This is a genomic window from Kitasatospora sp. UYEF31, assembly GCF_057291755.1.
Genome location: NZ_JBXAWK010000016.1, coordinates 43,893 through 66,825 on the forward strand (window position 1 = coordinate 43,893; position 22,933 = coordinate 66,825).

The window sequence follows — 22,933 nt, forward strand, 5'->3', positions numbered from 1 at the left end:
ACTCAGTTAATTTACCGGTGTAATAGTGGTGTGCATGCCTGCTGTCCCCGGTGCCTCCGTCAGGCCTCCAGCCAAGAACCCAGCCGAGAACCCAGCCGAGAACCCAGCCGAGCCCGCGGTTGAGCCCGCGTTCCCCGCCCGCCTCGTCGCCGCCCTCGCCCCCCGCGAAGCCCTCCGCCTGCGCCCCTTCACCCCGGTCGCCTCCTTCTGCCTGCGCGCGGCAGTCGTCCTCACCCTCCCCGCGCTTCTGCTCGTCCTGACCGGGCACGCCCAGGAGGCCGGCTACGCAGCCTTCGGCGGGTTCCCCCTCCTCTGCACCCGCGACATGGCCTACGGAAAACGCCTTCTGCGCACCTGCGGGATCGGCCTGGGCATCATCGCGGCGGTGGCGGCCGGAAGCGCCACGGCGGCGTACGGGAACACCGCCGTACTCCTCACCGGCATGGGTCTCATCATGGGCCTGGCGGTCTACGTGTGCTCGGTGCTGCGGGTCACGGGGCCCGGCGCGGTGCTGTTCCTCTTCGCGTACGCGGTCCCCGCGGTCGCCCCGGCCGTCACCGGCACCGACATCCCGCAGCACGCCGCGCTGACCGCGGCGGGTCTGGTCTTCACCTGCGCGGTAGCCGTGACCGGCTGGGCCGTCCACCCGCTGCGCCCGGAGCGCCTCGCGGTAGCCGCCGCACTGCGCGCGACAGCCGCCGTACTCGACGGGTCGTCTTCGGGACCGCACCAGACAGCGGCGCAGCACCAGGCCGTGGCCGCGATCGTCACCGCGCGCCGCAGCATCGGAAGCCGGGCCGGAAACAGCGCCAAGAGCAACCGCAAGAGCAACCGCAAGAGCAACCGCAAAAACCGGGGCGCCCATCACGCCCTGCTCAACCACGCGTGGGCCGAACTGACGCACGTCATGCACAGCCCGGAAACAGACACCGGAACCGCGACGGAGATGCGCGCGACAGCGGCGCTACTGGCCTCCCGGAACCGCCGCGTCGAACTGCCGAAGACGGCCGTACGGAATGACAGGCTCGCCGCCGGATGGGCGGAAGCCGCCGCGCGCCACGCGTGGCCGCAGCCCGCGGCACGCAGCCTCGCCGTGCTCCCGCACGCTGTCCGGGCGGCCGTCGGCACCGCGCTCGCGGGCTACCTCGCGTGGGCGCTCGGCCTCGGCCACGACTACTGGGCGGCGATCGGCGCGGCGGCCGTACTCCAGGGCGGCACCGCCCGCCTGACGACCCATCGGGCGGTGCAGCGGGTCCTCGGCACGGTGCTCGGCCTGATCCTCACCGCCGTGTTCCTCGCCTTCCACCCGGGCGCGGTCGTGATCGTCGTGATGGTCGCCGTGATGCAGTTCGGCACGGAGTACGTGATCGGCCGCAACTACGCCCTGGGAGTCATGTTCCTGACCCCGCTGAGCCTGCTGCTCGGCGAACTCAGCCTCCAGCCGGGGATGGGCGGGCTCCTGTGGGACCGCGTCCTGGCCACCGCGCTCGGCGCTGCGGTGACCCTGCCGGTGGTCCTGCTGCTCACCCACAACCAGGCGGCCGTCGGCCTGCACCGGGCGTTGGGCGCGGTGCGGACGGCGACGGAAAACGCGGACTCGGCCGGCACCGCGGCCGAGCGGCAGGCCGCCACGGCCGAACTCGCGTACGCGGTCGCGGCGCTGCGCGAAGCGGAGGACGGGGCCCGCGGCGAACTGTGGCCCGTACGCGTGGAAGAGGGCGAGGTCGCCCAGGCCGAGCAGCGCGCCTACACCCTCCTGGGCCGGCTGCGGCACGGGAATCCCACCCGTGACCTGCGCTCCCTTACCGCATAAGCTGCGGCCGTGCCTGAACACACCGATCCCGTACGGCGACTCATCGACCAATGGGCCACGACGCTGCCCGGTGTCGACACGACCCCGATCGAGATCGGCGGCCGGATCCAGCATTCGCTGAACCTCGTCAGGGACGCCACCGAGCAGACCCTGAAGGCGTACGGATTGACCCGTGCGGACTTCGAGGTGCTCAGTGCGCTGCGGCGGCACGGTGACTCACTCACCGCCTCGGGTATCACCCGGGAGACGCTGTCCTCGGCCGCGGCCACCACCAAGCGCATCGCGCGCCTGGCGGGGGTCGGCCTGGTCAGCCGGCAGGCCGACGAACGGGACGGGCGGGTCGTGCACCTCGTGCTCACCGAAGCCGGGCGGCAGCGGGTGGACGCGGCGCTGCCCGCGCTGCTCGCCGTCGAACGGGAACTGTTCGGGGTGCTGGACGAGGACCAGCAGGCACAGCTCATCGCACTGCTCAACACGCTGGCGGAAGGCGTTGTGCGGCATACCTTCCGCTGAGCGGCGGTTGAGTGAAAGTTTCCACTCAGCAGAAGCCGGACGGCTGCCGGAAGAACCCGGAGCCGTAGGGTCGACAGGCCGGGCGGGGGCGCTCGAACAGAGCGCACAGCGCGGCCGACCGGAGAGTCAGGGAGACCATGGACAAAGTGGTGACATCCGCGGCAGAGGCCGTGGCGGACATCGGCGACGGGGCATCGCTCGCCGTCGGCGGATTCGGCCTGTGCGGCATTCCGTCCGTACTCATCCAGGCGCTGTTCGAGCTCGGTTCGACCGACCTCAAGGTCGTGTCGAACAACTGCGGCGTGGACAGCCTGGGCCTGGGCGTCCTGCTGCACGCGGCACGTGTCTCACGCGCCACGGGGTCGTACGTGGGGGAGAACAAGGAGTTCGCCCGGCAGTACCTGTCCGGCGAGATCGAGCTGGAACTGACCCCGCAGGGCACCCTCGCCGAGCGGCTGCGGGCAGGCGGCTGCGGGATCCCGGCGTTCTTCACGCCCGCCGGTGTCGGCACGCTGGTCGCCGACGGCGGTCTGCCGTGGCGCTACAACACCGACGGCACCGTCGCGGTAGCCTCCCCGGCCAAGGAAGTTCGGGAGTTCAACGGGACCGAGTACGTCCTGGAGGAGTCCATCACCACCGACTTCGCGCTCGTGCGGGCCGCGAAGGGGGACCGGCACGGGAACCTCGTCTTCGAGAAGTCGGCGCGCAACTTCAACCCGCTCGCGGCGATGGCCGGACGCATCACCATCGCCGAGGTCGAGGAGCTGGTGGAGCCGGGTGAGCTCGATCCCGACCTCATCCACACCCCGGGCGTGTTCGTCCAGCGGGTCGTGCTCCTGACGTCGGATCAGGTCGCGGCGAAGCAGATCGAGAAGCGCACGGTTTCCGCGGCCCCGAAGGACGGTGTGTGACCGATGGCTTGGACACGGAACGAGATGGCCGCCCGCGCGGCGCTTGAACTCACCGACGGCTCGTACGTCAACCTGGGCATCGGCCTGCCGACGCTCGTGCCGAACTACCTCCCGGCGGGCGTGCACGTCGTCCTCCAGTCGGAGAACGGCATCCTCGGGGTCGGCCCGTACCCGACCGAGGACGCCGTCGACCCGGACCTCATCAACGCCGGCAAGGAGACCGTCACGGTCGCCGCCGGAGCCTCGTACTTCGACTCCTCGCTGTCCTTCGGGATGATCCGCGGCGGCCACATCGACGCGGCGGTCCTCGGCGCGATGCAGGTGTCCGTACGCGGCGACCTGGCCAACTGGACCATCCCCGGCAAGATGATCAAGGGCATGGGCGGTGCGATGGACCTCATCCACGGTGCACGCAAGGTCATCGTGCTCATGGAGCACGTGGCCAGGGACGGCACGCACAAGATCGTGGACGAGTGCTCGCTGCCGCTCACCGGCAAGTCCTGCGTCCAGCGGATCATCACCGACCTCGCCGTCATCGACGTCACCGGGGACGGCCTGGTGCTGGTGGAGACCGCGCCGGGGGTCACCCCGGAGGAGATCCAGGAGAAGACCGGGCCGAAGCTGCGCGTGCAGGTGGCCTGAAAGCCCTGAAGCCTGATCCAGAACGGGACTGGATGCCGCGCCACACACCGTAGGACTGACTGTGAGAGGGGCCTCCGCCATCCGGCGGGGGCCCCTTCTGCGTACCCGGACGGTCGCCGGGCGCACATCTCCGGACAGGTTTATCGCACATCGTTGACTGTCGTCAGATTTCGTGGATACCTTGGCTCCGCGACCGTCGCTGACACCAGAATGAGGTGCGCGCCCATGGAGCTGTCCCCTTCCGCGCACATCGACACCTTCTGCCGGGACCGACTGCCTGTCGCTGAACAGTGGCCCGAGCTGCGCTTCGAACTCCCGGAACTGCACTACCCGTTGCGGCTCAACTGCGCGAGCGAACTGCTCGACGCGACCGTCGCGCGACTCGGCCCGGACCGCAGGTGCCTCGTGACGCCCGACGGGCAATGGACGTACGGAGAACTCCAGCGCCGCGCGAACCAGGTCGCGCAGGTGCTCACCGAAGACCTCGGCCTCGTCCCCGGAAACCGCGTGCTCCTGCGCGGGCCCAACAACCCCTGGCTGGTCGCCTGCTGGTTCGGCGTCCTGAAAGCCGGGGGAGTGGCCGTCACGACCATGCCGCTGCTCCGCGCGCACGAACTGTCGGCACTGCACGGGATCAGCCGCCCGGTCGTCGCGCTGTGCGACCAGCGCTACCTTGCCGAACTGGCCGCCGCACAGACACCCGGCCTGGTGAGCGTCGGCTACGGCGCGGACACCCCGGACGATCTGATCCGGCGCTGTGCTGACAAAAGCGGCGTGTTCGAGGCAGTCGAGACCGCTGCCGATGACGTCGCGCTGATCGCGTTCACGTCCGGGACGACCGGGCGGCCCAAGGCCACGCTGCACTTCCACCGCGACGTGCTCGCCAACTCCGACACGTTCTCCCGGCACATCCTCAAGCCCGTCGCCGGCGACCTGTTCACCGGGACACCGCCGCTCGGGTTCACCTTCGGGCTCGGCGGACTTGTCGTCTTCCCGTTCCACGTCGGCGCGGCGACGCTGCTCCTGGAGCGGGCCACGCCGGAGGAACTCGCAGTGTTCGTCTCCGAGTTCGGTGTGACCGTACTGTTCACCGCGCCCACCGCCTACCGGGCGATACTCGTCGGCGGCCTAGCCGGCCGGCTCGCGGGCCTGCGCCGGTGTGTGTCGGCGGGGGAAGCTCTGCCCGCCGAGACCTGGCACGCGTTCCACGCGGCCACCGGAATCCGGCTCATCGACGGGATCGGCGCGACCGAGATGCTGCACGTCTTCGTCTCGGCCGCCGACGACGACATCCGCCCCGGCGCGACCGGCCGCGCGGTGCCCGGATTCGAGGCCGTGGTGCTGGGCGCGGACGGACTGCCGGTGCCCGACGGTGATCCCGGACTGCTCGCGGTCAAGGGTCCCACCGGCTGCCGCTACCTGGACGACGACCGCCAGCTCACGTACGTGCGCGACGGCTGGAACCTCACCGGCGACACCTACATCCGCGACACCGACGGCTACCTGTGGTACCAGGCGCGCAGCGACGACATGATCATCTCCGCCGGCTACAACATCGCCGGGCCCGAGGTCGAACTCGCCCTGGTCCAGCACCCCGACGTGCTCGAGTGCGGAGTGGTCGGCGCCCCTGACGAACGGCGCGGCACGATCGTCAAGGCCTTTGTGGTCCTGCGCGCGGGTGTCCCCGCAGACGCCGCCACCGCCGAGCGGTTGCAGGTGTTCGTCAAACAGGCGATAGCTCCGTACAAATATCCGCGCGCGGTCGAATTTGTCGACGCCCTGCCGCGCACCAGCAACGGCAAGCTGCGGCGCGGTGAACTGCGCACCCGGCCCCACTCGCACAATCCGGTCGTCGGGACCGGCTGATGAAAGGCATCCGGATGGACGAGCAGGAAGCAACCACTGAACAGGCGGGCGTGCAGTCGTTGCCCGCAGTCGTCGTCGAGCGGCGGGTCGAGTGGTCCGACACCGACGCGGCCGGGCACTACCACTTCTCAGCGGTCCAGCGCTGGGTCGAAGCGGCTGAGGCGGTGCTGCTGCGGCGGCTCGGGCTGAACCAGCTGTTCGGCAGCATCCCCCGGGTGCACTTCGACGCCGACTACCGGGAGCGGTTGTGGTTCGGCGAGGCCGTCCACACCGAACTGCGCGTCGAGAAGGTGGGCGTCAGTTCGCTGCACTACGCGTTCGAGGTGCGCGGTGCGCACGGGATCGCCGCCGTCGGCCACCTGTCGGTCGTGTATTCGGCGGCGCAGGCGAAAGGGTCCACTCCGTGGCCGGACGACGTGCGCGAACTGCTCTCCCGGGGCGGACTACAGGCTCCGGAGTCCTACGCCTGAGAAATATCCGTACGGCGCCGTCAAAGTGCCGTGAAAGCGCCGTGAAAGCGCCGTGAAAGCGCCGTGAAAGCGCCGTCAAAGTGCCGTGAAAGCGCGCACGAATTGCCCTGAAATGCCGGGCACCAGGCGGCGGTGCGATCGTAGGTATCGTGAACAATTGACGACAGTAGATTTTACTGCATATTCTGCGGTGAGTCGGGAACCAAGGGGAGGGCGCTGTGCGCGCAGCAGTCATCGGCGGAGGCCCGGGTGGGTTGTACTTCGCCGCGCTGGCCAAGCAACTGTCGCCGACTTCGGAGATCACCCTGTGGGAACGCAACGCTCCGGACGACACGTTCGGATTCGGCGTGGTGTTCTCGGACGAGACCCTGGACGGCATCGCCCAGGCCGACGCAGAGATCTTCGCCGCGATGTCCGGACAGTTCGCCCGCTGGACCGACATCGACATCCGGTACGCGGGCCGCACACTCACCTCAGGCGGACACGGCTTCGCGGCACTCGGCCGCAAGCGGCTGCTCCAGATCCTCCAGGACCGCTGCACGGCCCTGGGTGTGGACATGCGCTATCGCACCGAAGCCCCGCCGGTTGACGAACTGGCCGCCGCCTACGACCTGGTGGTCGCGTCGGACGGGGTGCGCTCGGCGGCCCGCGAGCAGTACGCCGACACGTTCAAGCCCGAACTGGACGAGCGTCACTGCCGCTACATGTGGCTCGGCACGGACAAGGTCTTCGAAGCGTTCACCTTCATCGTCGCCGAGCACGACTTCGGCACCCTCCAAGTGCACGCCTATCCCTTCGACGAGCACAGCAGCACGTTCATCGTGGAGATCGGCGAAGAGGCCTGGCGGCGCGGCGGGTTCGCCGAGTTCGCGGACCGCGAACTCCCGCGCGGGGCAAGCGACGAGGACAGCATCCGGCGGTGCGGGGAGTTGCTCGCCGAACACCTCGACGGGCACCGGCTGATCCCGAACAACTCACGGTGGATCAGATTCACGACGGTCCGCAACACGAACTGGCACCACGGCAACGTGGTCCTCCTCGGGGACGCGGCGCACACCGCGCACTTCTCGATCGGGTCCGGCACCAAGCTCGCGATGGAGGACGCGCTCGCGCTCGCCGCGTGCCTGAACGAACACGCGGACATCCCGGCGGCGCTCACCGCCTATGAGGCAGAGCGCAAGCCGGTCGTGCAGTCCACGCAGCGCGCGGCGCAGGCGAGTCTGGAGTGGTTCGAGAACATCGGCCGGTCGGTGGGCCAGGGACCTGAGCAGTTCGCGTTCAACCTGCTGACGCGGAGCCGGCGGGTCACGTACGGGAACCTGCGCGAGCGGGACGCCGGATTTGTGGCGACGGTGGACGCGGCGTTCGTGGACGGGCAGGCGGGGTTGGCGGAGCAAGCGGAGCAGGCGGATCGGGCGGAGCGGGCGGGGTTGGCGGATCGGGCGGAGCAGGCGGATCGGGCGGAGCGGGCGGAGCAGGAAGGGCTGACGGAACTGGCGGAACTGACGGAGCTGGCAGAGCTGGTGAGCCAGGCCGGGAAAGGTGGCCAGGTCAGCCAGGTCAGCGAGGCCGGGGAAGCCGGGGAAGCCGGGCAGCCCGCGCGGTCCACAGTGTCCGTCCCGCCGATGTTCCGGCCCTTCCAGCTCGGCCCCGTCCGGCTGCGCAACCGGGTGGTGGTACCGCCGCTGGCCACCTACACCGCGCGTGACGGCGTCCCCAGCGCCTTCGAGCAGGCCCAACTGGGCGCGTTCGCCCTCGGCGGTGCGGGGCTGGTCCTCGCGGGCATGGTGGCGGTCACCCCGGAAGGCCGGGCGACAAGCGCCTGTACGGGACTGTGGTCCGACGCGCAGGAGTCCGCGTGGGCGGGGATCACCGCGGCCGTCCGGGAACAGTCCGCCGACGGGCCGCTCCTGGGCGTCCAGCTGACCCATGCGGGCCGCCGCGCCGCGACCCGAACGCCGGACCACCAGGGCATCTGCGCGCCGCTCGCCGCGGCGGACGGCTGGCCGACGGTGGCTGCGTCCGCGATTCCTTGGAACGTCGGGAGCAGCACGCCCCACGAGGCGACGCGGGCAGAGCTGCAGGAGCTTGCTTCAGCTTTCGCGGCGGCGGCCCGGCGGGCCGACCGTGCGGGCTTCGATGTGCTTGAACTCCAATACGGCCACGGGCACTTGCTGTCCGGTTTCCTGTCGCCGCTGACCAACCTCCGCGCCGACGGGTACGGCGGACCGCTCGCTGGTCGGCTGCGCTTCCCGCTGGAGGCGCTGTCCGCCGTACGCGCCGTCTGGCCGGCGCAGAAGGCGCTGATCGTGCGTATCTCGGCGACGGACTGGGCCGACGGCGGGACGACCGAAGCCGAGGCGGTCGAGACGGCCCGGGCGCTCGGGGCGGCCGGCGCGGACGCCGTCGACGTGTCGACAGGCGAGGTCGTGGCGCATGAACGGCCCGCGTTCGGGCGCAGCTACCAGACCCCGCTCGCCGACCTGATCCGCAATGCGACGGGTGTGCCGACCATCGCGGTCGGTGCGATCTCCACGTACGACGACGTCAACTCGATCCTCCTCGCGGGCCGCGCCGATTTGTGCGCGGTGGGCCGGGCCCACCTGTACGACCCGCTGTGGACCCTGCATGCCGCAGCCGAACAGGGGTACAGCGGACCGGGCGCGGTCTGGCCGGCGCCGTGGCGCGCGGGCAGCCGCAAACCGCCCGGGGCGCGCAGTGACCGGGTGGCGCCGCGGCTGCACCTGCTCAAGGAGTCCGTCGACCCCGTGCGCCCCCGGTGGACGCCGCAGAAGGAACCGCTGGTGCTGACCGGGCAACGCTGACCCCAGTCGGGAGGCGACGCGCCGACCCCGCCGGAATCCGAGGAGAGCCCATGACCGTTTCGACCCCGCCGCCCGTCATGACGAGCAGTCAGCGCGACAATCCGCCACGCTTCAAGGCGGCTGCGGTCCAGGCTTCGCCTGTCTATCTGGACACGGCCAAGACCGTGGACAAGGCAGTGTCGCTGATCCGTGAAGCCGCGGCCCGCGGGGCCGAATTCATTGTGTTCCCCGAGGCGTTCGTGCCTGGTTACCCGTACTGGAACTGGACGATGAACCCCGTACAGGGATCACCCTGGTTCGAGCGGCTCTACCGTTCGTCCATCGATGTCCCGGGGCCGCACGTGGACACCCTGCGCGCCGCGGCCCGCGAAGCCGGTGCGGTTGTTGTCATCGGCGTCAACGAGCGCGGCACGCACAGCATGGGAGTCCTGTACAACACGCTCCTCACTATTGACGCCGACGGCGAACTGATCGGTGTGCACCGGAAGTTGGTTCCGACCTGGGCTGAGAAACTGACGTGGACGGGTGGTGACGGAAGCTCGCTGCGCGTGCACCCCACCAGGATCGGCCCGCTCGGTGTGCTCGCGTGCGGCGAGAACACCAACACCCTCGCCCGCTACACCCTGCTCGCGCAGGGCGAACTCGTACACGCGGCAAGCTACATCGCCCTCCCGGTCGCGCCCACCGACTACGACATGGCGGACGCCATCGCCGTACGAACGGCAGCGCACAGCTTCGAGGGCAAGGTCTTCTCGGTCGTCGCGTGCTCGACCATCTCACCCGGGATCGTCGATGCGATCGCCGGTGACGACGAGGAGGTCCGTAAGGCCCTCGCCCGAAAGCGCAGCGCACTGTCCGGCATCTTCGGCCCGGACGGCCGCCCCGTCACCGAGCCCCTGATCGACGACGAGGGCATCGTCTACGCCGACATCGACCTCGCCAAGTGCATCCAGCCCAAGCAGATGCACGACATCGTCGGCCACTACAACCGCTTCGACGTCTTCCGGCTGCACGTCGACAACCGGGCGCAGACGCCGATCACGTTCACCTGCGACCCGGCGGAATTCCAGGAACGCCAGAGGCCTCAGACGCCCGTCGCACCTCAAGCAACCCTGGAATCTCAAGCAACCCTGGCACGTCAAGCAACCCTGGCACGTCAAGCAACCCTGGAATCTCAAGCAACCCTGGCACCTCAAGCACCGCAGTCGATTCAGGAACCGCCGGCGCAGGCAACCGGATCAGCTCCCGAGGAGGACAGGTGACCACGCAGGACGACAGCGTGCTCGGCCGCGCCCGAGTGTCCGAAACCCCCGAACTCAAGTCCTACTACGCCGAGTTGGCTGAACACCAGGCCGGTGCGCTGTGGACCGTCGCCAACGAGATCGAACCGTGGTACCCGCAGCCGAAGTCCGTGCCGACGCTGTGGCGCTACGCCGAACTGCGCCCCCTCGTCCGCAAGGCACTCGACCTCGTGAAGGCCGACGACGCCGGCCGCCGGGTCGTGATGCTCGTCAACCCGGGGCGGCGCGACGTCAGCGCGGCGGCCGGGCTGCTTTACTCCGGCCTCCAGATCATGGGTCCCGGCGAGTCGATGACCGCGCACCGGCACCAGGCTGCGGCGCTGCGCTTCGTGCTCGAAGGAACCGGCGCGTGGACGGTCGTCGACGGTCAGAAACTCCGGGTCGGCGCGCGGGACTTCGCGATCACCCCGAACGGTACGTGGCACGAGCACGGCAACGAGTCCGACGACACGCCCGTCATCTGGCAGGACGGTCTCGACATCCCCCTGGTCAACGCGCTCGACGCCGGTTTCTACGAGGTCCACCCCGACGTCTACCAGGTGCCCGGCAAGGTCGTGAACTCGTCCGTGCTCACCTTCGGCGGCAACCTCGTGCCGTACGGCGCGTCGAAGTGGACGCGCCCGTACTCGCCGCTGCTCGCCTGGCCGTGGGAGCCCACCTACCAGGCCCTCCTCGACCTGGCGTCCGCGACCGGAGGTTCCCCGTACGACGGTGTGATCATGGAATACACCAACCCCGCCACCGGCGGCCCGGTCATGCCGACGATGAGCGCGCACATCCAGCTCCTGCGCGCCGGCCAGGCCACGAAGTCACACCGGCACACGGGGTCCGTCGTCTACACGGCGGCCAAGGGGCACGGCGTGTCGATCGTCGGCGGGCAGCGCCTTGAGTGGCACGAAGGCGATGTCTTCGCCGTCCCGTCGTGGGCCTGGCACGAGCACGCCAACCTCGACGTGTCCGACGATGCAGTCCTGTTCTCGTTCAACGACTTCCCCGTCATGCGCTCGCTCGGCTTCTACCGCGAGGAGGCATACACCGAAAACGGCGGCCGACAGCCCGGCGCTTAGCCGCTGAAGGCGTTGCCCAGGGTCCGGCGGCGGTCCGAATCCGCCGCCGGGCCGCAGCAGAAGAGCCTTCAAGCAGCTTTCAAGCGGCCTTCAAGCAGCTTTCAAGCGGCCTTCAAGCAGCCTTCAAGCAGCCTTCAAGCAGCCTTCAAGCAGCTTTCAAACAATCTTAAAACAGCCTTCAAACCTTGAATCGTACGGTTGAACCCGAGGCGCGGCCGGTGTGCCGCCCTGACGTGAGGACCCCCCCATGCGACTGGTCACTTTCACCACTGGAAACGCATCCCAGCGCCTGGGCGCCGAAGTCGGCGACCGCGTCGTGGACCTGGCCGTGCTCGCCGCGGCGTCCGGTGTCGAACTGCCCGGCGACCTGCTGTCGTTCATCCAGGCCGGACCCGACGCGCTCGCCACAGCGCGGGAACTCCTGGTCGGCGACCACGCCTCCTGGCCCGCCGATGCGATGCGCGGCACGGCCGAGGTGACCCTCCTGGCGCCGCTCCGCCCCGGGAAGGTCATCGGGATCGGCCTCAACTACGTCGAGCACGTCGCCGAGTCCAGCCGCACTCTGGACACCGCGAAGGAACTCCCGGACCGGCCCGTCCTGTTCGGCAAGCCGGCGACCGCGGTCACCGGGCCGGGAGCGCCGATCCTGCACAACGCAGACCTCACCGCGCAGCTCGACTGGGAGTGCGAACTCGCCGTTGTCATCGGCCGGACCGCGTACAAGGTCAGCGAAGCCGACGCGTGGGACCACGTGTTCGGTTACAGCATCATGAACGACATCAGCGCCCGCGACCAGCGCCGCTCCGGCCAGTGGTTCTTCTCCAAGGGCCAGGACTCCTACGCCCCGTTCGGCCCGGCCGTCGTCACCGGCGACGACATCCCCGACCCGCAGGCGCTCGACCTGTCGCTCACGGTCAACGGGGACACCAAGCAGAAGTCCAACACCCGGCACATGCTCTTCGACATCCCGCGCCTGATCGCCGACATCTCTTCGGGCATGACCCTCGAACCCGGCGACGTGATCTCCACAGGATCGCCCGCCGGGGTCGGCGCGGGCATGGTCCCGCCGCAGTTCCTCAAGCCCGGCGACCTCGTCGAGGCCACGATCGAGCGCATCGGCACGCTGTCCAACCCGGTGGTCGACGCCCGCTGAACCAGCCGGAATCCCAGTGACCGCATAGCCCGTCCCGACCGTCCCGACCGTCCTGCCCGCGCAGCCCGCCCTGTCCGTCCTGACTACGCAGCCCGCCCTGTCCGTCCTGACTACGCAGCCCACGCTGCCCACGCGTAAGGAACCGTCATGCCCAGAACCAACTTCCGCATCGGCCAGATCGTGCCGAGTTCCAACGTCACCATGGAAACCGAAGTGCCGGCGATCCTCCGCGCCCGTGAGGCTGTCGCGCCCGAGCGCTTCACCTTCCACTCCAGCCGGATGCGGATGACCCACGTCACCCCCGAGCAGCTCAAAGCCATGGACGCCGACTCCGACCGGTGCGCGGTCGAGCTGTCCGACGCGCGTGTGGACGTCCTCGGCTACGCGTGCCTCGTCGCCATCATGGCCATGGGACTCGGCTACCACCGGACGGCCGAACAGCGCCTGCACGCCCGTACCGTCGACAACGGTGGCCCGGCCCCCGTCGTCACGAGTGCGGGCGCCCTCGTCCACGGCCTGCACACCATCGGTGCGAAGAAGGTCGCCCTGATCGCGCCGTACATGCTGCCCCTCACCCGTACCGTCGTCGACTACCTCGGCCACGAAGGGATCGAAGTCCTGGACTACGAGGCCCTGGAGATCCCTGACAACCTGGACGTCGCGGCGCACGACCCGCTGCTGCTGCCGGGTATCGCCGAACGGCTCGCCTACTCGGACGCCGACGCCGTCGTGCTGTCCGCGTGCGTGCAGATGCCTTCGCTCGCCGCGATCGACGCCGCCGAACAGAAGCTCGGCAAGCCGGTGGTCTCCGCGGCGGTGTGCACCGTCCACCAGATGCTGCGCGCGCTCGGCCTCCCGGCGTTCGCGCCGGGCGCGGGACACCTGCTGTCAGGTGCCTACGCGCAGGCTCCGCTGCCTTCGGCACCGACGGGGTGACACCCGCGCTCCGAACCCACAGGGCGGCACCGGGCCGGACAGGCCCCTGCGGATAAGATTGCCGTCCTGTCCAGGGAAAGGTGATCATGGCGGACAGCGCTCCCCGGCCCGGCTCTGTGATCAATACGGTCTACGGCGCGTACGTCCGCCGCCTGGGCGGCTGGATCTCCATCGCCGACCTGATCGTGCTGATGGGCGAACTCGGGGTGGACGCCCCCGCCGTACGCTCGGCCGTGTCCCGGCTGAAGAAACGCGGCACCTTCGTCCAGGAGTCCCGGGCGGGCACCGGCTACCGGCTGAGCCCGTCCACGGAAGCCGTCTTCGACGTCGGCGACCGGCGCATCTTCGGTGCGCTGGAGCCCGCCCGGCTGGCGGACGGCTGGGTGATCGCGGTCTTCTCCGTCCCCGAATCCGAACGCGCCCACCGGCATCAACTGCGCTCCAAGCTGACCTGGCTCGGTTTCGGCAACGCTTCGCCCGGCGTGTGGATCGCGCCCGCCCGGCTCCTCGACGACGCCCGGCAGACCCTCACACACGCCGGGCTCGGCGACTACGTCCACCTTTTCACCGGCGACTACGCGGGTCTCGCCGACCTGCCGCCCACGGTGAGTTCGTGGTGGGACTTCGAGGCCATCGAGAAGCAGTACGCCGCGTTCACCGACACGTACGCGCCGATCGTGGAACAGGCCCGCCGGGAGACGGTCGTCGACCCCGACTGGGCCTTTCGCGCGTACGTCCCGATGCTGACCCAGTGGCGCCGGCTGCCCTACCTCGACCCGGGACTGCCCGCCGAACTCCTCCCGGACGACTGGAACGCGGTCGCCGCCCGCCGGGTCTTCCTCGACCTGCACGGGATGCTGGCCACGCCGGGACTGAAGCACGTGGAGAAGGTCACCGGCCTGGTGCCCGCGGGCTGACCGGGCTCTGCGGTTCCCCGGCGACGCCGGCCGGACAGCGGTCGCGCGCACTCAGCAGCGCCCCGCGCAGGGGCCCTTCCTCGCCGAGCCCGGCCGTGGTCACGTCGATCGTCGATGTGCGCAACCGGCTCACGTACAACGTGAGCCGGGCCCGGACCGCCTCAAGCAGCAGCGTCCCGGCACCAGCCAACGCCCCGCCGATCACGACGAGTTCGAGGTCCAGCGGGGTGGTGGCACCGGCGACCACTGTGCCGATCGCAGTTCCTGCGTCCCGTACGGCCGCCCTGCACCGCGGGTCCCCGGCCAGGGCGCCCGCGACGACATCACCGATCCCGCGCGGGCCGTTCTCAGGCCAGCCCAGCTCCAGCCGGTCCAGCTCAGGTCGGTCCAGCTCAGGTCGGCCCAGCTCCGCGAGCAGCGCCGCCTCGCCGATCAGGGTCTCCAGGCAGCCGTGGGCACCGCACCAGCAGGCCGCGCCGCCCGGGTCGACGACTGTGTGCCCGAACTCGCCGGCGACGCCCGTAGCCCCGCGGTAGACCACGCCGTCCAGGACGAGCGCACCGCCGACGTACGTGTCCGCGAGGAGGTACATGAAATCGCGGCTGCCCCGCGCGCTGCCCGCCCGGAGTTCCGCCAGGGCCGCCAGATTCGCGTCGTTGTCGACGTGCACCGGCACACCGAGCACGGCGGTCAGGTCGCGGGCCAGCGGCACGCTGCCCCAGCCCACGGCCTGGTGGTAACCCTGGCCGAGCAGCGCGCGGGCGGTGTCCTTCGTCGGCGTCCGTACGAGACCGGGGACCGAAACGACCGCCACGACGACGTCGGACAGCGGCAGTTCCCGCTCCGTGCGGACGACGCGGGCGAGTCGGCCGATCGTGTCGAGGGCCTGCGAGTACGAACAGGGGCTGGGGATCGGTGCCGTCCGGTCCCAGATTTCTCCGGTCGGTGACATGACGCCGACACTGATCGACGTCCGGCCGAGGTCGACACCCATGACCCACACGGAACGATGACCGCCGAGCCGGACGAGCTTGGCGCGACGGCCGTTCCTGACACCGGCCTCCAGGACCACTAACTGATCCTGCGTCAGGATCCTGACGAGGTTCGACACGGTGGCCTCGGAGAGCCCGGAGACGCCCGCCAGTTCGGTCTGCGACATGGGCTCGGTCCGCAGGCAGGCCAGCAGGTGCCGGAGATTCCCGGCCCGCAGTGACGCCTGGGTGCGGCCTCGGCTCTCGGTCATGCGGGTCATGCTGGGCAGCGGCGCGGGGCGGCGTCAAGCGCCGACCACGCCGCCTGGAATTCCCCCGGGTGACGCGATTCTGTCCCCTGCGGGGATTCCCGGCACCGGGCTTTCCGGAAATACACAGGACCAAAATCGGCCATCGTACGGTCATCGTGCGGTCGGCAGCCGGTCGATGGCTTTCCCCGATACGCCCCGAAAACCCTTCATGTCTTCAAGTGGCGGATGCTCCGCGCTGTGCTCAATGGTGCGTCAAAGTGTCGCTGAGCTGGACTGATGTCAGGGTGTGAAGATTCTCCCGGGTTCATCCGGTGGATTCAGTCTTTGAATTCAAGCATTCCTCAATAACGAACGTGTTTCGCAGTTCAGAATTCCGGGATCACCTCTTGTCCGGCGAGTGTGGAGTGGGGTAGCCATAGCACTCCGACCGCGAACCCGAGGAACTTCTCATGACCAACGTCGAACACGAACGCGCCCCAGTGGCGAAGCTGCCCGCAGGCACCCTGCGCGGGACGCATGAGGACGGGCTCGCAGTCTTCCGCGGCATCCCGTACGCGGAACCGCCCGTCGGTGACCTGCGCTGGCGTCCGGCCCGGCCGCACCCCGGCTGGGACGGCGTGCGCGACGCGTCCGGCTTCGGCCCGAGCGCGCCGCAGCCGTTCGGTCCGGACCCGGTCCTGGGCGGCCACGGCGCACCGCCGTTCGACGAGGACTGCCTCACGCTCAACGTGTGGACGCCCGGCCCCGACGACGCCCGCCGACCGGTCCTCGTGTGGATCCACGGCGGCGGATTCGTCAGCGGATCCAGCACCCTGCCGATCTACGCGGGGGACACCTTCGCCCGCGACGGCGACCTCGTCGTCGTGACGGTGACGTACCGGACCGGCGCGCTCGGGTACCTCTACCCCGGCCCGGACGGCCGTGCGGACGACAGAGCGGACGGCAATACCGAAGACGGCGTGGACGACGGCGCGGACGGCGGAACCGAAGGCGACCCGGGCACCGGCAACTTCTGGCTCACCCACCCACCCACCCACTCACTCACTCACCCACCCAGGAGGGACCCCGTGCACCAGCCCACCCCCCGCAGACCAAAACTCCTGCTCCTGATCGCCGCCGTACTCGCCCTGTCCACAGTCGGCGGCACCCAGGCTTCAGCCGCGGACGCGCGCGTTGAGAAGTCCAGCCCGGCCCCGGTCGTCAGCACCGCGGACGGCCGCCTCCGCGGCCACGCGCAGGACGGCGCCGAGGAGTTCCTCGGTGTCCCCTACGCCGCGCCGCCGACCCGGGACCTGCGCTTCCGCGCCCCGCAGCCGCCCGCCCGCTGGTCCGGGACCCGCGACGCCACCCGCCAGGCCCCGGCGTGTGTGCAGTTCGCACCCTTCGGCGTAGCCGACGAACAGGCCACCAGCGAGGACTGCCTGTACCTCGACGTCTACCGCCCGCGCAAGGCGCCCCGCAAAGCGAAACTCCCGGTCCTGTTCTGGATGCACGGCGGCGGCTACACCCAGGGCACCGGAACCCAGTACGGCGGCCGGACGATGGCCGACCTGACGGACTCGATCGTCGTGAGCGTCAACTACCGGCTCGGCGAGTTCGGCTACCTCGCGCTGCCCGCACTCGACGGCGAGACCCCGGCCAGTTCCGGCAACTGGGGCCTCCTCGACCAGATCGGCGCACTCGACTGGACCCGTGGCAACATCGGGTCGTTCGGCGGTGACCCGGACCGGATCGCCATCGACGGTCAGTCCGCCGGATCCGGATCGGTGTGCGCGATGCTCGCCTCGCCGCTGGCCAAGGGCAAGTTCGCGACCGCCGTCCTGCAGAGCGGACCGTGCGGCTTCCTGAACGGCACTCCCATGCAGCAGGCCGCGGCGGACGGCCGCGCCTTCGCCGCCGACGCCGGCTGCCCCGACCCCGCCGCCGCCCCGGCCTGCCTGCGCGCGGCCTGGGCCCCCGACCTGGTCGCCGCGGCGCGCAAGCACACCGCCGCAGGGCCGACCACCGGTGGTGGCGCGCTCCCGGTCCCCCCGGCCCAGGCCATCGCGTCAGGCAACTGGAACAAGGTCCCGGTCCTGATCGGCAGCACCCGGTCCGAGGGCAAGCTCTTCCTGGTCGGCCAGCAGGCGATGACGGCCGGGCAGTACGCGGGCGCCCTCAACGCGCAGTTCGGCCCGCTCGGCCCGCGGATCCTCGCGCGCTACCCGGCCGCTGACTACCCGGCACCCTTCTACGCCATGGCCCAGGTGCTCACCGACTCCACCTTCGGCTGCGGTACCTACCGCACCGCGGCCGACCTCGCGGGTCAGACCCCCACCTACGTCTATGAGTTCGACGACCCGCAGTCCCCGACCCTCAAGGGCGCCCAGCTGCCGGGCGTCGACATGTCCAACGCGCACAGCGCCGAACTCGCCTACCTCACCGACTTCACCATGGGCGACCGTCCGCTGACGCCGATTCAGCTCAACCTCGCGACACAGATGAAGCGTTACTGGGGAGCGTTCCTGCGCACCGGCGACCCGAACGTCCGGTTCCAGACCCCGTGGCCCCGCGCCGGAGCGGCGCACGAGCTGCTGACCCTCCGCCCGACCGGCCCCACGGTCGCACGCGACTACGCCGCCAAACACCAGTGTGACTTCTGGGCGGACCCGGCCGCGGACGCCACCCGGACCTGACTCTGAATCAGCTTGATCCAGTGACGGGTGATCGCGGAAAGCCGCGATCACCCGTCACTGGATCGAGCAGCCCCCGGGCTCCGCGCCGGCACCTGGCGCCCCCGCCCTGATCTTTGAAGGTTCTTCCATCGCGTCGGCCGGGCTCGCTGGATACGTACGCGCCATGACAGATTTGCCGGAGAAAACACGCAAAGACCTGTATGTCGGGGATATTCAATTCTTCTTAAAAAGGCGCATACGTGAGCGCCTCGCCCGCAGCGGTCCCGGCCAGGCTCATCGCCAGGGCGACCGCGGCCACGACTCTGGCCGGGCGGCGGTGCTTGCGAGGGACCGGCGGCGGGCTGCCCGACGGCTGACAGAACTCCGCATGCTCGTTAGAGCTCTTCAGCCCGGGGAAGTATTCACTGTTCCGCATCCTCGTATCCATGCATCGAACCATGCCCGACGAATCTGAGAATCACCTTAGGGTCCGTCAACAAAGTCGCCCGCAGACTCGTCCGCGAGGTACGGCGGAGCCGGCTCGCACGCGATGTAACGCCGCACTGCCCGCGAGTGGTCCCGCCGTGCAGCCGCCCGATCAGCCGCCCGATCAGCCGCCCGATCAGCCGCAACGCCAAATCGATGCCCGCGGAAACCCCCTGGCTGAAAACCGGGCCCGGGAGCCGGCCGCCGCCACACCTGGCATCAGGACGAACCGGCGGACCCGGCGGACCCCGCGGTGACGCTCGCGATGACCGCCGCGTTGACCACGGCCTGGGCGGCTGCGATGGCCTTCCGTACGGCGGCACCCGCCCACTCGCCCTCGGCGAGTTCCTTCAGCCGTGCCTTGACCTGCCTGCGGTCAGCCCGCGGGAACAGGTGTTTCTGCAAGTCGACGGACAGGACCAGACTCGCGAGGGCAGCGGTGCGGGCATCGGGTGTGGTGCGGTCGAGGACCGTCGACTCAAGCCGGGCGACCACGGCGTCGCGCACAGCGCGATCGGTCTGGACGTACCGCGTGCTGGAGAAGACCCCCAGGCGGGTGCGTCTGTCCACGCGCACGGTCCCGGCGAGCGTGCCCGCCACCGCCTTGCACCCGGCCGGACCGCGCAGTTTGCGCATCCAGTCGGCCGGCTTGCGCGGCTTCGACGCGGCGATCAGGCCAAGCGCGGTGTCCTGCGGCTCCGCGCCGGTCGGGAGCCCGTCGATGAGGACAAGTTTCCTCGCGTCGAAACCGATGCGCCCGGCAAAGGTCAGTTCGAGCATCGAGCCGCCGATCAGCCCGTAGTCCAGCTTGTCGCGCTTACTGACGTGCCCTTCGTCGTCGAGGGCGAGAAGGAACAACTCCTGCGCAATGGTGGGGTTCATACGGGTTCCCCTGCCCACTGCCCGGCGGATGCCACACCCGGCGCCGGATCAGCGGGAGCACCCGTACGGTGGGAGATCAACAGAAGAACACGACAGGGAGGCCGTCGGTGAGCCGGACAGTGCTGGTGACGGACTACTACTGGGCCGACCTGGACGTGGAGCGCCGCATCCTGGCCGACCCCGGCGTCGAACTCGTGACAGCGGCCCCGGACGAAGACCTCGCCCCGCTCGCGGCCCGCGCCGACGCGATCCTCACCTGCTGGCGGCCCGTGGACGCACGCGTCCTGGACGCCGCCGTGAACTGCACCCTCGTATCCCGCTACGGCGTCGGCGTCGACAACATCGATGTGGAACACGCGACATCCCTCGGGATGATGGTGGCCAACGTCCCCGACTACTGCACCGACGAAGTAGCGGACCACACGATCCTCCTGCTCCTGGCAGTCGTCCGCCGACTGGGTCCGCTGACGTCCGCCGCCCGGGGCGGCATCGGCACCGGGGGCAAAGACGTGCCCCCGCGCCTGCGCGGCATGACCCTGGGCCTGGTCGGCCTCGGCGCGATCGCCCGCGAAGTCGTCACCCGCGCCCAGGCCATGGGCCTGGAAGTCCTCGTCTACCGACGAGGCGGCCGTACGGATGACATGCCGTCAGGCGCGCGCGCCACCGGCGACCTGAAAGAACTCCTGGCCGGGTCCGACATCGTCTCCCTGCACTGCCCGCTCACGGCCGGGACCCACGGGCTCATCGGCGAAGCCGAACTGGCGCTCATGAAACCCGGCTCCTACCTCATCAACACCGCCCGGGGCGGCCTGGTCGACACCGACGCGCTCACCGCGGCACTCGAATCCGGGCACCTGGCCGGAGTCGGCCTCGACGTCACCGAACCGGAGCCGCTGCCTGCCGGCCATCCGCTGCGCCGCCACCCGGAGGCGCTGATCACCCCGCACGTGGCCTATCTGTCCGCGGGCGCGGCGGTGGAGATCCTGGAGAAGGCGGCCAGGAACGTGGCGGAGGTGCTGCGCGGACGCCTTCCGGCGGGGCTGGTCAACCGGGAAGTGCTGGACTCGGCCACGCTCCGAGCGCAGCGGTAACCCGGACGGTCCGCGTCACCCGGCTTGGCGTCCTTGTCGAAGCGGTAGAGCGTACGGCCGTCACTGTCGACCACGAACGGCCCGATGACGTTGGACGCCTGACCGACGAAGCAGCCGAGCACCGTCTCCCCGACAATGCGTCGGTATTCGTCCCTTGTCGTACACCTACAGATACGCACCCGGCCCGTGTGCGGGTTCAGCTCCGGCCGATGATTTTTCCAAGCTGTACGGGACCGCAGGTCGCGGTGCTGATCCCCAGCAGACCTTTGCCTCAGGACTCACCGGGCGGCCGCACGGCGGCTACGCTCAGGAACCTCAGGCCGAGCGTTCGGGGAGGTGGCGATGCTCAAATCGGTGTTCCGGCGCGGCTCGTCCACAGTCGGACAGGGACCGCAGTCCGCTGAACCGTCGGACGCCACGCCGCCCGCACCTCCCACCGACGCGGACGAACTCGCCTACCGGCTCTACCGGGAATACCACGGACTCCTCCTTTCCTACGTGCTGCGGCAGACCGGCGGGGACCGGCACTGGGCCGAGGACATCGTCCAGGAGACCCTCCTGCGCGCCTGGCGCAACGCGGACCGCATCGACCAGCAGGCCCAGTCGCTCATGCCCTGGCTGGCCACCGTCGCCCGACGTATCGTCATAGATGAGAGGCGCAGCCGCGCGGTCCGTCCCCATGAAGTCGGCGAGGAGCCCCTGCACACCGCCCCCGGCGCGGTCACCGGCGACGGCGTGGACGAACTCCTGCACAGCATGGAAGTCGCAAAGGCACTGCTGACGCTGAGTCCGGCCCACCGCGAGATTCTGGTGGAGACGCTGCTGCGGGACCGGACGGTCAACCAGGCCGCCGAGGTGCTGGGCATCCCGGTCGGCACGGTGAAGTCCCGGGTGTACTACGCGGTCCGCGCGCTGCGAACGGCGTTGGAGGACAGGGGCGTGACGGCATGACCAGCACACCGGTGGAGCACACGGATGTCGGCGCGTACGCCCTCGGTCTCCTGACGGACGGGGACCGCGCGGCCTTCGAGGAGCACCTGCGGTCCTGCCCGGCCTGCCGGGCCGAGGTCGCGGAGTTCTCCGGCATCGGGGCCGCGCTGCGCGGTCTCGACCCGGCGGAGTTCGGCTCCGGCGGTTTCGACATCCTCGCGGATTCGACGGTCGTGCCCGTCCGCTTCGGCAGCAACGGCCGCAACGGCAGTGGCGACACCGGTGTCGCCGCGCTGCCGCCGGTCAGCCCCGGGCGGGCAGATGAGCAGACGGTTGAGCCGACGGGCACGGCCGGGGACGGTGTGCTCCTCGACTTGCTGCGGCACCGGGCCGAACGCGAACGGCGGCGAAAGACCGGCCGTGCGCTCACGGCGGTCGCCGCCGCGGCGGCCCTCGTCGGGATGAGTTTCGGGATCGGCTCGGTGGTGTTCGGCGCCGAGGACACGAAGTCGGCCTCCGCTTACGACCCGATGTATCCGGGCGCCGCCCCGGGGCAGCCGGGGGAGTACTTCTCCGCGGGCAACACCACGACCGGGGCCTCGGCGAAGGTCCTGCTCGAATCGAAGGGCTGGGGCACACACCTCGGCCTCGACCTGTCGGGTGTGACGGGCCCCCTGACCTGCCGCCTGATCGCGGTCGGCAAGGACGGCAAGGAGGAGGTCGCGTCCGGCTGGACGGTCCCGCCGAAGGGCTACGGCGTCTCCGGGCAGCCCAATCCCCTGACCGTGCACGGCGCGGTGCCGACCCAGCGGGCGGACATCAGACAACTCGACGTACGGACCGACGACGGCCGGACGTTGCTCAGTGTCCCGGTGTGAAACAGATCCGTGCTCAGCGTCGCGGTGTGAAACAGATCCGTGCTCAGCGTCGCGGTGTGAAACAGATCCGTGCTCAGTGGGTGGAAAACCCCGTCGTGCGGACGCCCGCTGTGGAACTGGTCCGGACCCATTGGCGCCATCAGCCCGTTGGCCATTGTGTGGGCGCGGTCACACTGTCATAGTCGCAGCTGTCCGCTCCGGTCCCGGTCCTCCGTCGGGACCGGGGTGGTCGCACACCTTCGCGCGCACTGTCGCGATTCGGAGTGGAACCCCCGCCGGGAGTAGGCTTCCTGAAGAACCGGCCTGCTCATCCGTCTTAACAATCTCCGGCATTTGTACTTGAACGATAAAATTG

19 protein-coding genes and 2 pseudogenes are annotated in these 22,933 nt (G+C 69.9%); 16 read left to right on the top strand and 5 right to left on the bottom strand.

Annotated elements, in window-relative coordinates; translation table 11 throughout:
- The first annotated feature begins 34 nt into the window (after window positions 1–34).
- The 12 genes from AC0Z36_RS10750 (at window position 35) to AC0Z36_RS10805 (ending at window position 14,414) form a co-directional block, all read left to right on the top strand.
- Window positions 35–1,813 carry an FUSC family protein gene (locus tag AC0Z36_RS10750; protein ID WP_485462544.1) on the top strand — a complete coding sequence of 593 codons (1,779 nt, stop codon included), beginning with the start codon at window positions 35–37 and terminating at the stop codon, window positions 1,811–1,813.
- Between the two features lie 9 nt (window positions 1,814–1,822).
- A complete protein-coding gene (locus tag AC0Z36_RS10755; RefSeq protein ID WP_485462545.1) occupies window positions 1,823–2,326 on the top strand; it encodes a MarR family winged helix-turn-helix transcriptional regulator in 504 nt (167 codons plus the stop codon).
- Window positions 2,327–2,463: 137 nt separating this feature from the next.
- Window positions 2,464–3,237, top strand: a complete 774-nt coding sequence (locus AC0Z36_RS10760; protein WP_485462546.1) for a CoA transferase subunit A — start codon at window positions 2,464–2,466, stop codon at window positions 3,235–3,237.
- Between the two features lie 3 nt (window positions 3,238–3,240).
- Window positions 3,241–3,879, top strand: coding sequence for a CoA transferase subunit B (locus AC0Z36_RS10765; RefSeq protein ID WP_485462547.1), 639 nt, complete (start codon window positions 3,241–3,243; stop codon window positions 3,877–3,879).
- Window positions 3,880–4,104: 225 nt separating this feature from the next.
- Complete coding sequence (locus AC0Z36_RS10770; RefSeq protein WP_485462548.1) at window positions 4,105–5,745, top strand: AMP-binding protein; 1,641 nt, start codon at window positions 4,105–4,107, stop codon at window positions 5,743–5,745.
- A complete protein-coding gene (locus tag AC0Z36_RS10775) occupies window positions 5,745–6,215 on the top strand; it encodes an acyl-CoA thioesterase (protein WP_485462549.1) in 471 nt (156 codons plus the stop codon). The genes AC0Z36_RS10770 and AC0Z36_RS10775 overlap by 1 nt, the downstream gene beginning before the upstream one ends.
- 218 nt (window positions 6,216–6,433) lie before the next feature.
- A complete protein-coding gene (locus tag AC0Z36_RS10780; protein WP_485462550.1) occupies window positions 6,434–9,040 on the top strand; it encodes an oxidoreductase in 2,607 nt (868 codons plus the stop codon).
- Between the two features lie 50 nt (window positions 9,041–9,090).
- Window positions 9,091–10,302 (top strand): carbon-nitrogen hydrolase family protein, encoded by a 1,212-nt coding sequence (locus AC0Z36_RS10785; protein WP_485462551.1) that lies wholly within the window; start codon window positions 9,091–9,093, stop codon window positions 10,300–10,302.
- A complete protein-coding gene (locus AC0Z36_RS10790) occupies window positions 10,299–11,408 on the top strand; it encodes a cupin domain-containing protein (protein WP_485462552.1) in 1,110 nt (369 codons plus the stop codon). Before AC0Z36_RS10785 ends, AC0Z36_RS10790 begins: the two co-directional genes overlap by 4 nt.
- Window positions 11,409–11,655: 247 nt before the next feature.
- The gene (locus tag AC0Z36_RS10795; protein ID WP_485462553.1) at window positions 11,656–12,561 is read left to right on the top strand and encodes a fumarylacetoacetate hydrolase family protein; all 906 of its coding nucleotides are present in this window, start codon (window positions 11,656–11,658) and stop codon (window positions 12,559–12,561) included.
- A 147-nt stretch (window positions 12,562–12,708) separates the two neighbouring features.
- The gene (locus tag AC0Z36_RS10800; protein WP_485462554.1) at window positions 12,709–13,497 is read left to right on the top strand and encodes a maleate cis-trans isomerase family protein; all 789 of its coding nucleotides are present in this window, start codon (window positions 12,709–12,711) and stop codon (window positions 13,495–13,497) included.
- Window positions 13,498–13,583: 86 nt separating this feature from the next.
- Window positions 13,584–14,414 (top strand): PaaX family transcriptional regulator, encoded by an 831-nt coding sequence (locus AC0Z36_RS10805; RefSeq protein ID WP_485462555.1) that lies wholly within the window; start codon window positions 13,584–13,586, stop codon window positions 14,412–14,414.
- Here AC0Z36_RS10805 and AC0Z36_RS10810 read toward each other — a convergent pair.
- Complete coding sequence (locus tag AC0Z36_RS10810; RefSeq protein ID WP_485462556.1) at window positions 14,389–15,657, bottom strand: ROK family transcriptional regulator; 1,269 nt, start codon at window positions 15,655–15,657, stop codon at window positions 14,389–14,391. The genes AC0Z36_RS10805 and AC0Z36_RS10810 overlap by 26 nt on opposite strands.
- 449 nt (window positions 15,658–16,106) lie before the next feature.
- Here AC0Z36_RS10810 and AC0Z36_RS10815 point away from each other — a divergent pair, with 449 nt between their 5' ends.
- Window positions 16,107–18,332 carry a carboxylesterase/lipase family protein gene (locus AC0Z36_RS10815; protein WP_485462557.1) on the top strand — a complete coding sequence of 742 codons (2,226 nt, stop codon included), beginning with the start codon at window positions 16,107–16,109 and terminating at the stop codon, window positions 18,330–18,332.
- A 223-nt stretch (window positions 18,333–18,555) separates the two neighbouring features.
- Here the strand turns inward: AC0Z36_RS10815 and AC0Z36_RS10820 are convergent, their stop codons facing one another.
- From AC0Z36_RS10820 to AC0Z36_RS10830, 3 genes and pseudogenes are all read right to left on the bottom strand, one after another.
- Window positions 18,556–18,759 (bottom strand): hypothetical protein, encoded by a 204-nt coding sequence (locus AC0Z36_RS10820; RefSeq protein ID WP_485462558.1) that lies wholly within the window; start codon window positions 18,757–18,759, stop codon window positions 18,556–18,558.
- Window positions 18,760–18,794: 35 nt separating this feature from the next.
- Window positions 18,795–18,982 (bottom strand): annotated as a pseudogene (locus AC0Z36_RS10825) (hypothetical protein); the annotation flags it as partial.
- A gap of 34 nt (window positions 18,983–19,016) precedes the next feature.
- Window positions 19,017–19,679, bottom strand: a complete 663-nt coding sequence (locus tag AC0Z36_RS10830; protein ID WP_485462559.1) for a GOLPH3/VPS74 family protein — start codon at window positions 19,677–19,679, stop codon at window positions 19,017–19,019.
- 107 nt (window positions 19,680–19,786) lie between these two features.
- Between AC0Z36_RS10830 and AC0Z36_RS10835 the strand changes: the two genes are divergently transcribed.
- On the top strand, window positions 19,787–20,770 hold the full coding sequence (locus AC0Z36_RS10835; protein WP_485462560.1) for a C-terminal binding protein: 984 nt from the start codon (window positions 19,787–19,789) through the stop codon (window positions 20,768–20,770).
- A gap of 20 nt (window positions 20,771–20,790) precedes the next feature.
- Here the strand turns inward: AC0Z36_RS10835 and AC0Z36_RS10840 are convergent.
- Window positions 20,791–20,949: pseudogene (locus AC0Z36_RS10840) on the bottom strand (hypothetical protein); the annotation flags it as partial.
- Between the two features lie 163 nt (window positions 20,950–21,112).
- Between AC0Z36_RS10840 and AC0Z36_RS10845 the strand changes: the two are divergent.
- Window positions 21,113–21,721, top strand: coding sequence for a sigma-70 family RNA polymerase sigma factor (locus AC0Z36_RS10845; RefSeq protein WP_485462561.1), 609 nt, complete (start codon window positions 21,113–21,115; stop codon window positions 21,719–21,721).
- Window positions 21,718–22,578, top strand: a complete 861-nt coding sequence (locus AC0Z36_RS10850) for an anti-sigma factor family protein (RefSeq protein ID WP_485462562.1) — start codon at window positions 21,718–21,720, stop codon at window positions 22,576–22,578. The genes AC0Z36_RS10845 and AC0Z36_RS10850 overlap by 4 nt, the downstream gene beginning before the upstream one ends.
- The last annotated feature ends 355 nt before the right edge of the window (window positions 22,579–22,933 follow it).

Bases quoted from the DNA above. Each gene is read 5' to 3' on its own strand.
- AC0Z36_RS10830 (WP_485462559.1), bottom strand. From the start codon at position 19,679: ATGAACCCCACCATTGCGCAGGAGTTGTTCCTTCTCGCCCTCGACGAC.
- AC0Z36_RS10770 (WP_485462548.1), top strand. From the start codon at position 4,105: ATGGAGCTGTCCCCTTCCGCGCACATCGACACCTTCTGCCGGGACCGA.
- AC0Z36_RS10750 (WP_485462544.1), top strand. From the start codon at position 35: ATGCCTGCTGTCCCCGGTGCCTCCGTCAGGCCTCCAGCCAAGAACCCA.
- AC0Z36_RS10785 (WP_485462551.1), top strand. From the start codon at position 9,091: ATGACCGTTTCGACCCCGCCGCCCGTCATGACGAGCAGTCAGCGCGAC.
- AC0Z36_RS10815 (WP_485462557.1), top strand. From the start codon at position 16,107: ATGACCAACGTCGAACACGAACGCGCCCCAGTGGCGAAGCTGCCCGCA.
- AC0Z36_RS10800 (WP_485462554.1), top strand. From the start codon at position 12,709: ATGCCCAGAACCAACTTCCGCATCGGCCAGATCGTGCCGAGTTCCAAC.
- AC0Z36_RS10795 (WP_485462553.1), top strand. From the start codon at position 11,656: ATGCGACTGGTCACTTTCACCACTGGAAACGCATCCCAGCGCCTGGGC.
- AC0Z36_RS10765 (WP_485462547.1), top strand. From the start codon at position 3,241: ATGGCTTGGACACGGAACGAGATGGCCGCCCGCGCGGCGCTTGAACTC.
- AC0Z36_RS10775 (WP_485462549.1), top strand. From the start codon at position 5,745: ATGAAAGGCATCCGGATGGACGAGCAGGAAGCAACCACTGAACAGGCG.
- AC0Z36_RS10810 (WP_485462556.1), bottom strand. From the start codon at position 15,657: ATGACCGAGAGCCGAGGCCGCACCCAGGCGTCACTGCGGGCCGGGAAT.
- AC0Z36_RS10820 (WP_485462558.1), bottom strand. From the start codon at position 18,759: ATGGATACGAGGATGCGGAACAGTGAATACTTCCCCGGGCTGAAGAGC.
- AC0Z36_RS10760 (WP_485462546.1), top strand. From the start codon at position 2,464: ATGGACAAAGTGGTGACATCCGCGGCAGAGGCCGTGGCGGACATCGGC.
- AC0Z36_RS10805 (WP_485462555.1), top strand. From the start codon at position 13,584: ATGGCGGACAGCGCTCCCCGGCCCGGCTCTGTGATCAATACGGTCTAC.
- AC0Z36_RS10845 (WP_485462561.1), top strand. From the start codon at position 21,113: ATGCTCAAATCGGTGTTCCGGCGCGGCTCGTCCACAGTCGGACAGGGA.
- AC0Z36_RS10850 (WP_485462562.1), top strand. From the start codon at position 21,718: ATGACCAGCACACCGGTGGAGCACACGGATGTCGGCGCGTACGCCCTC.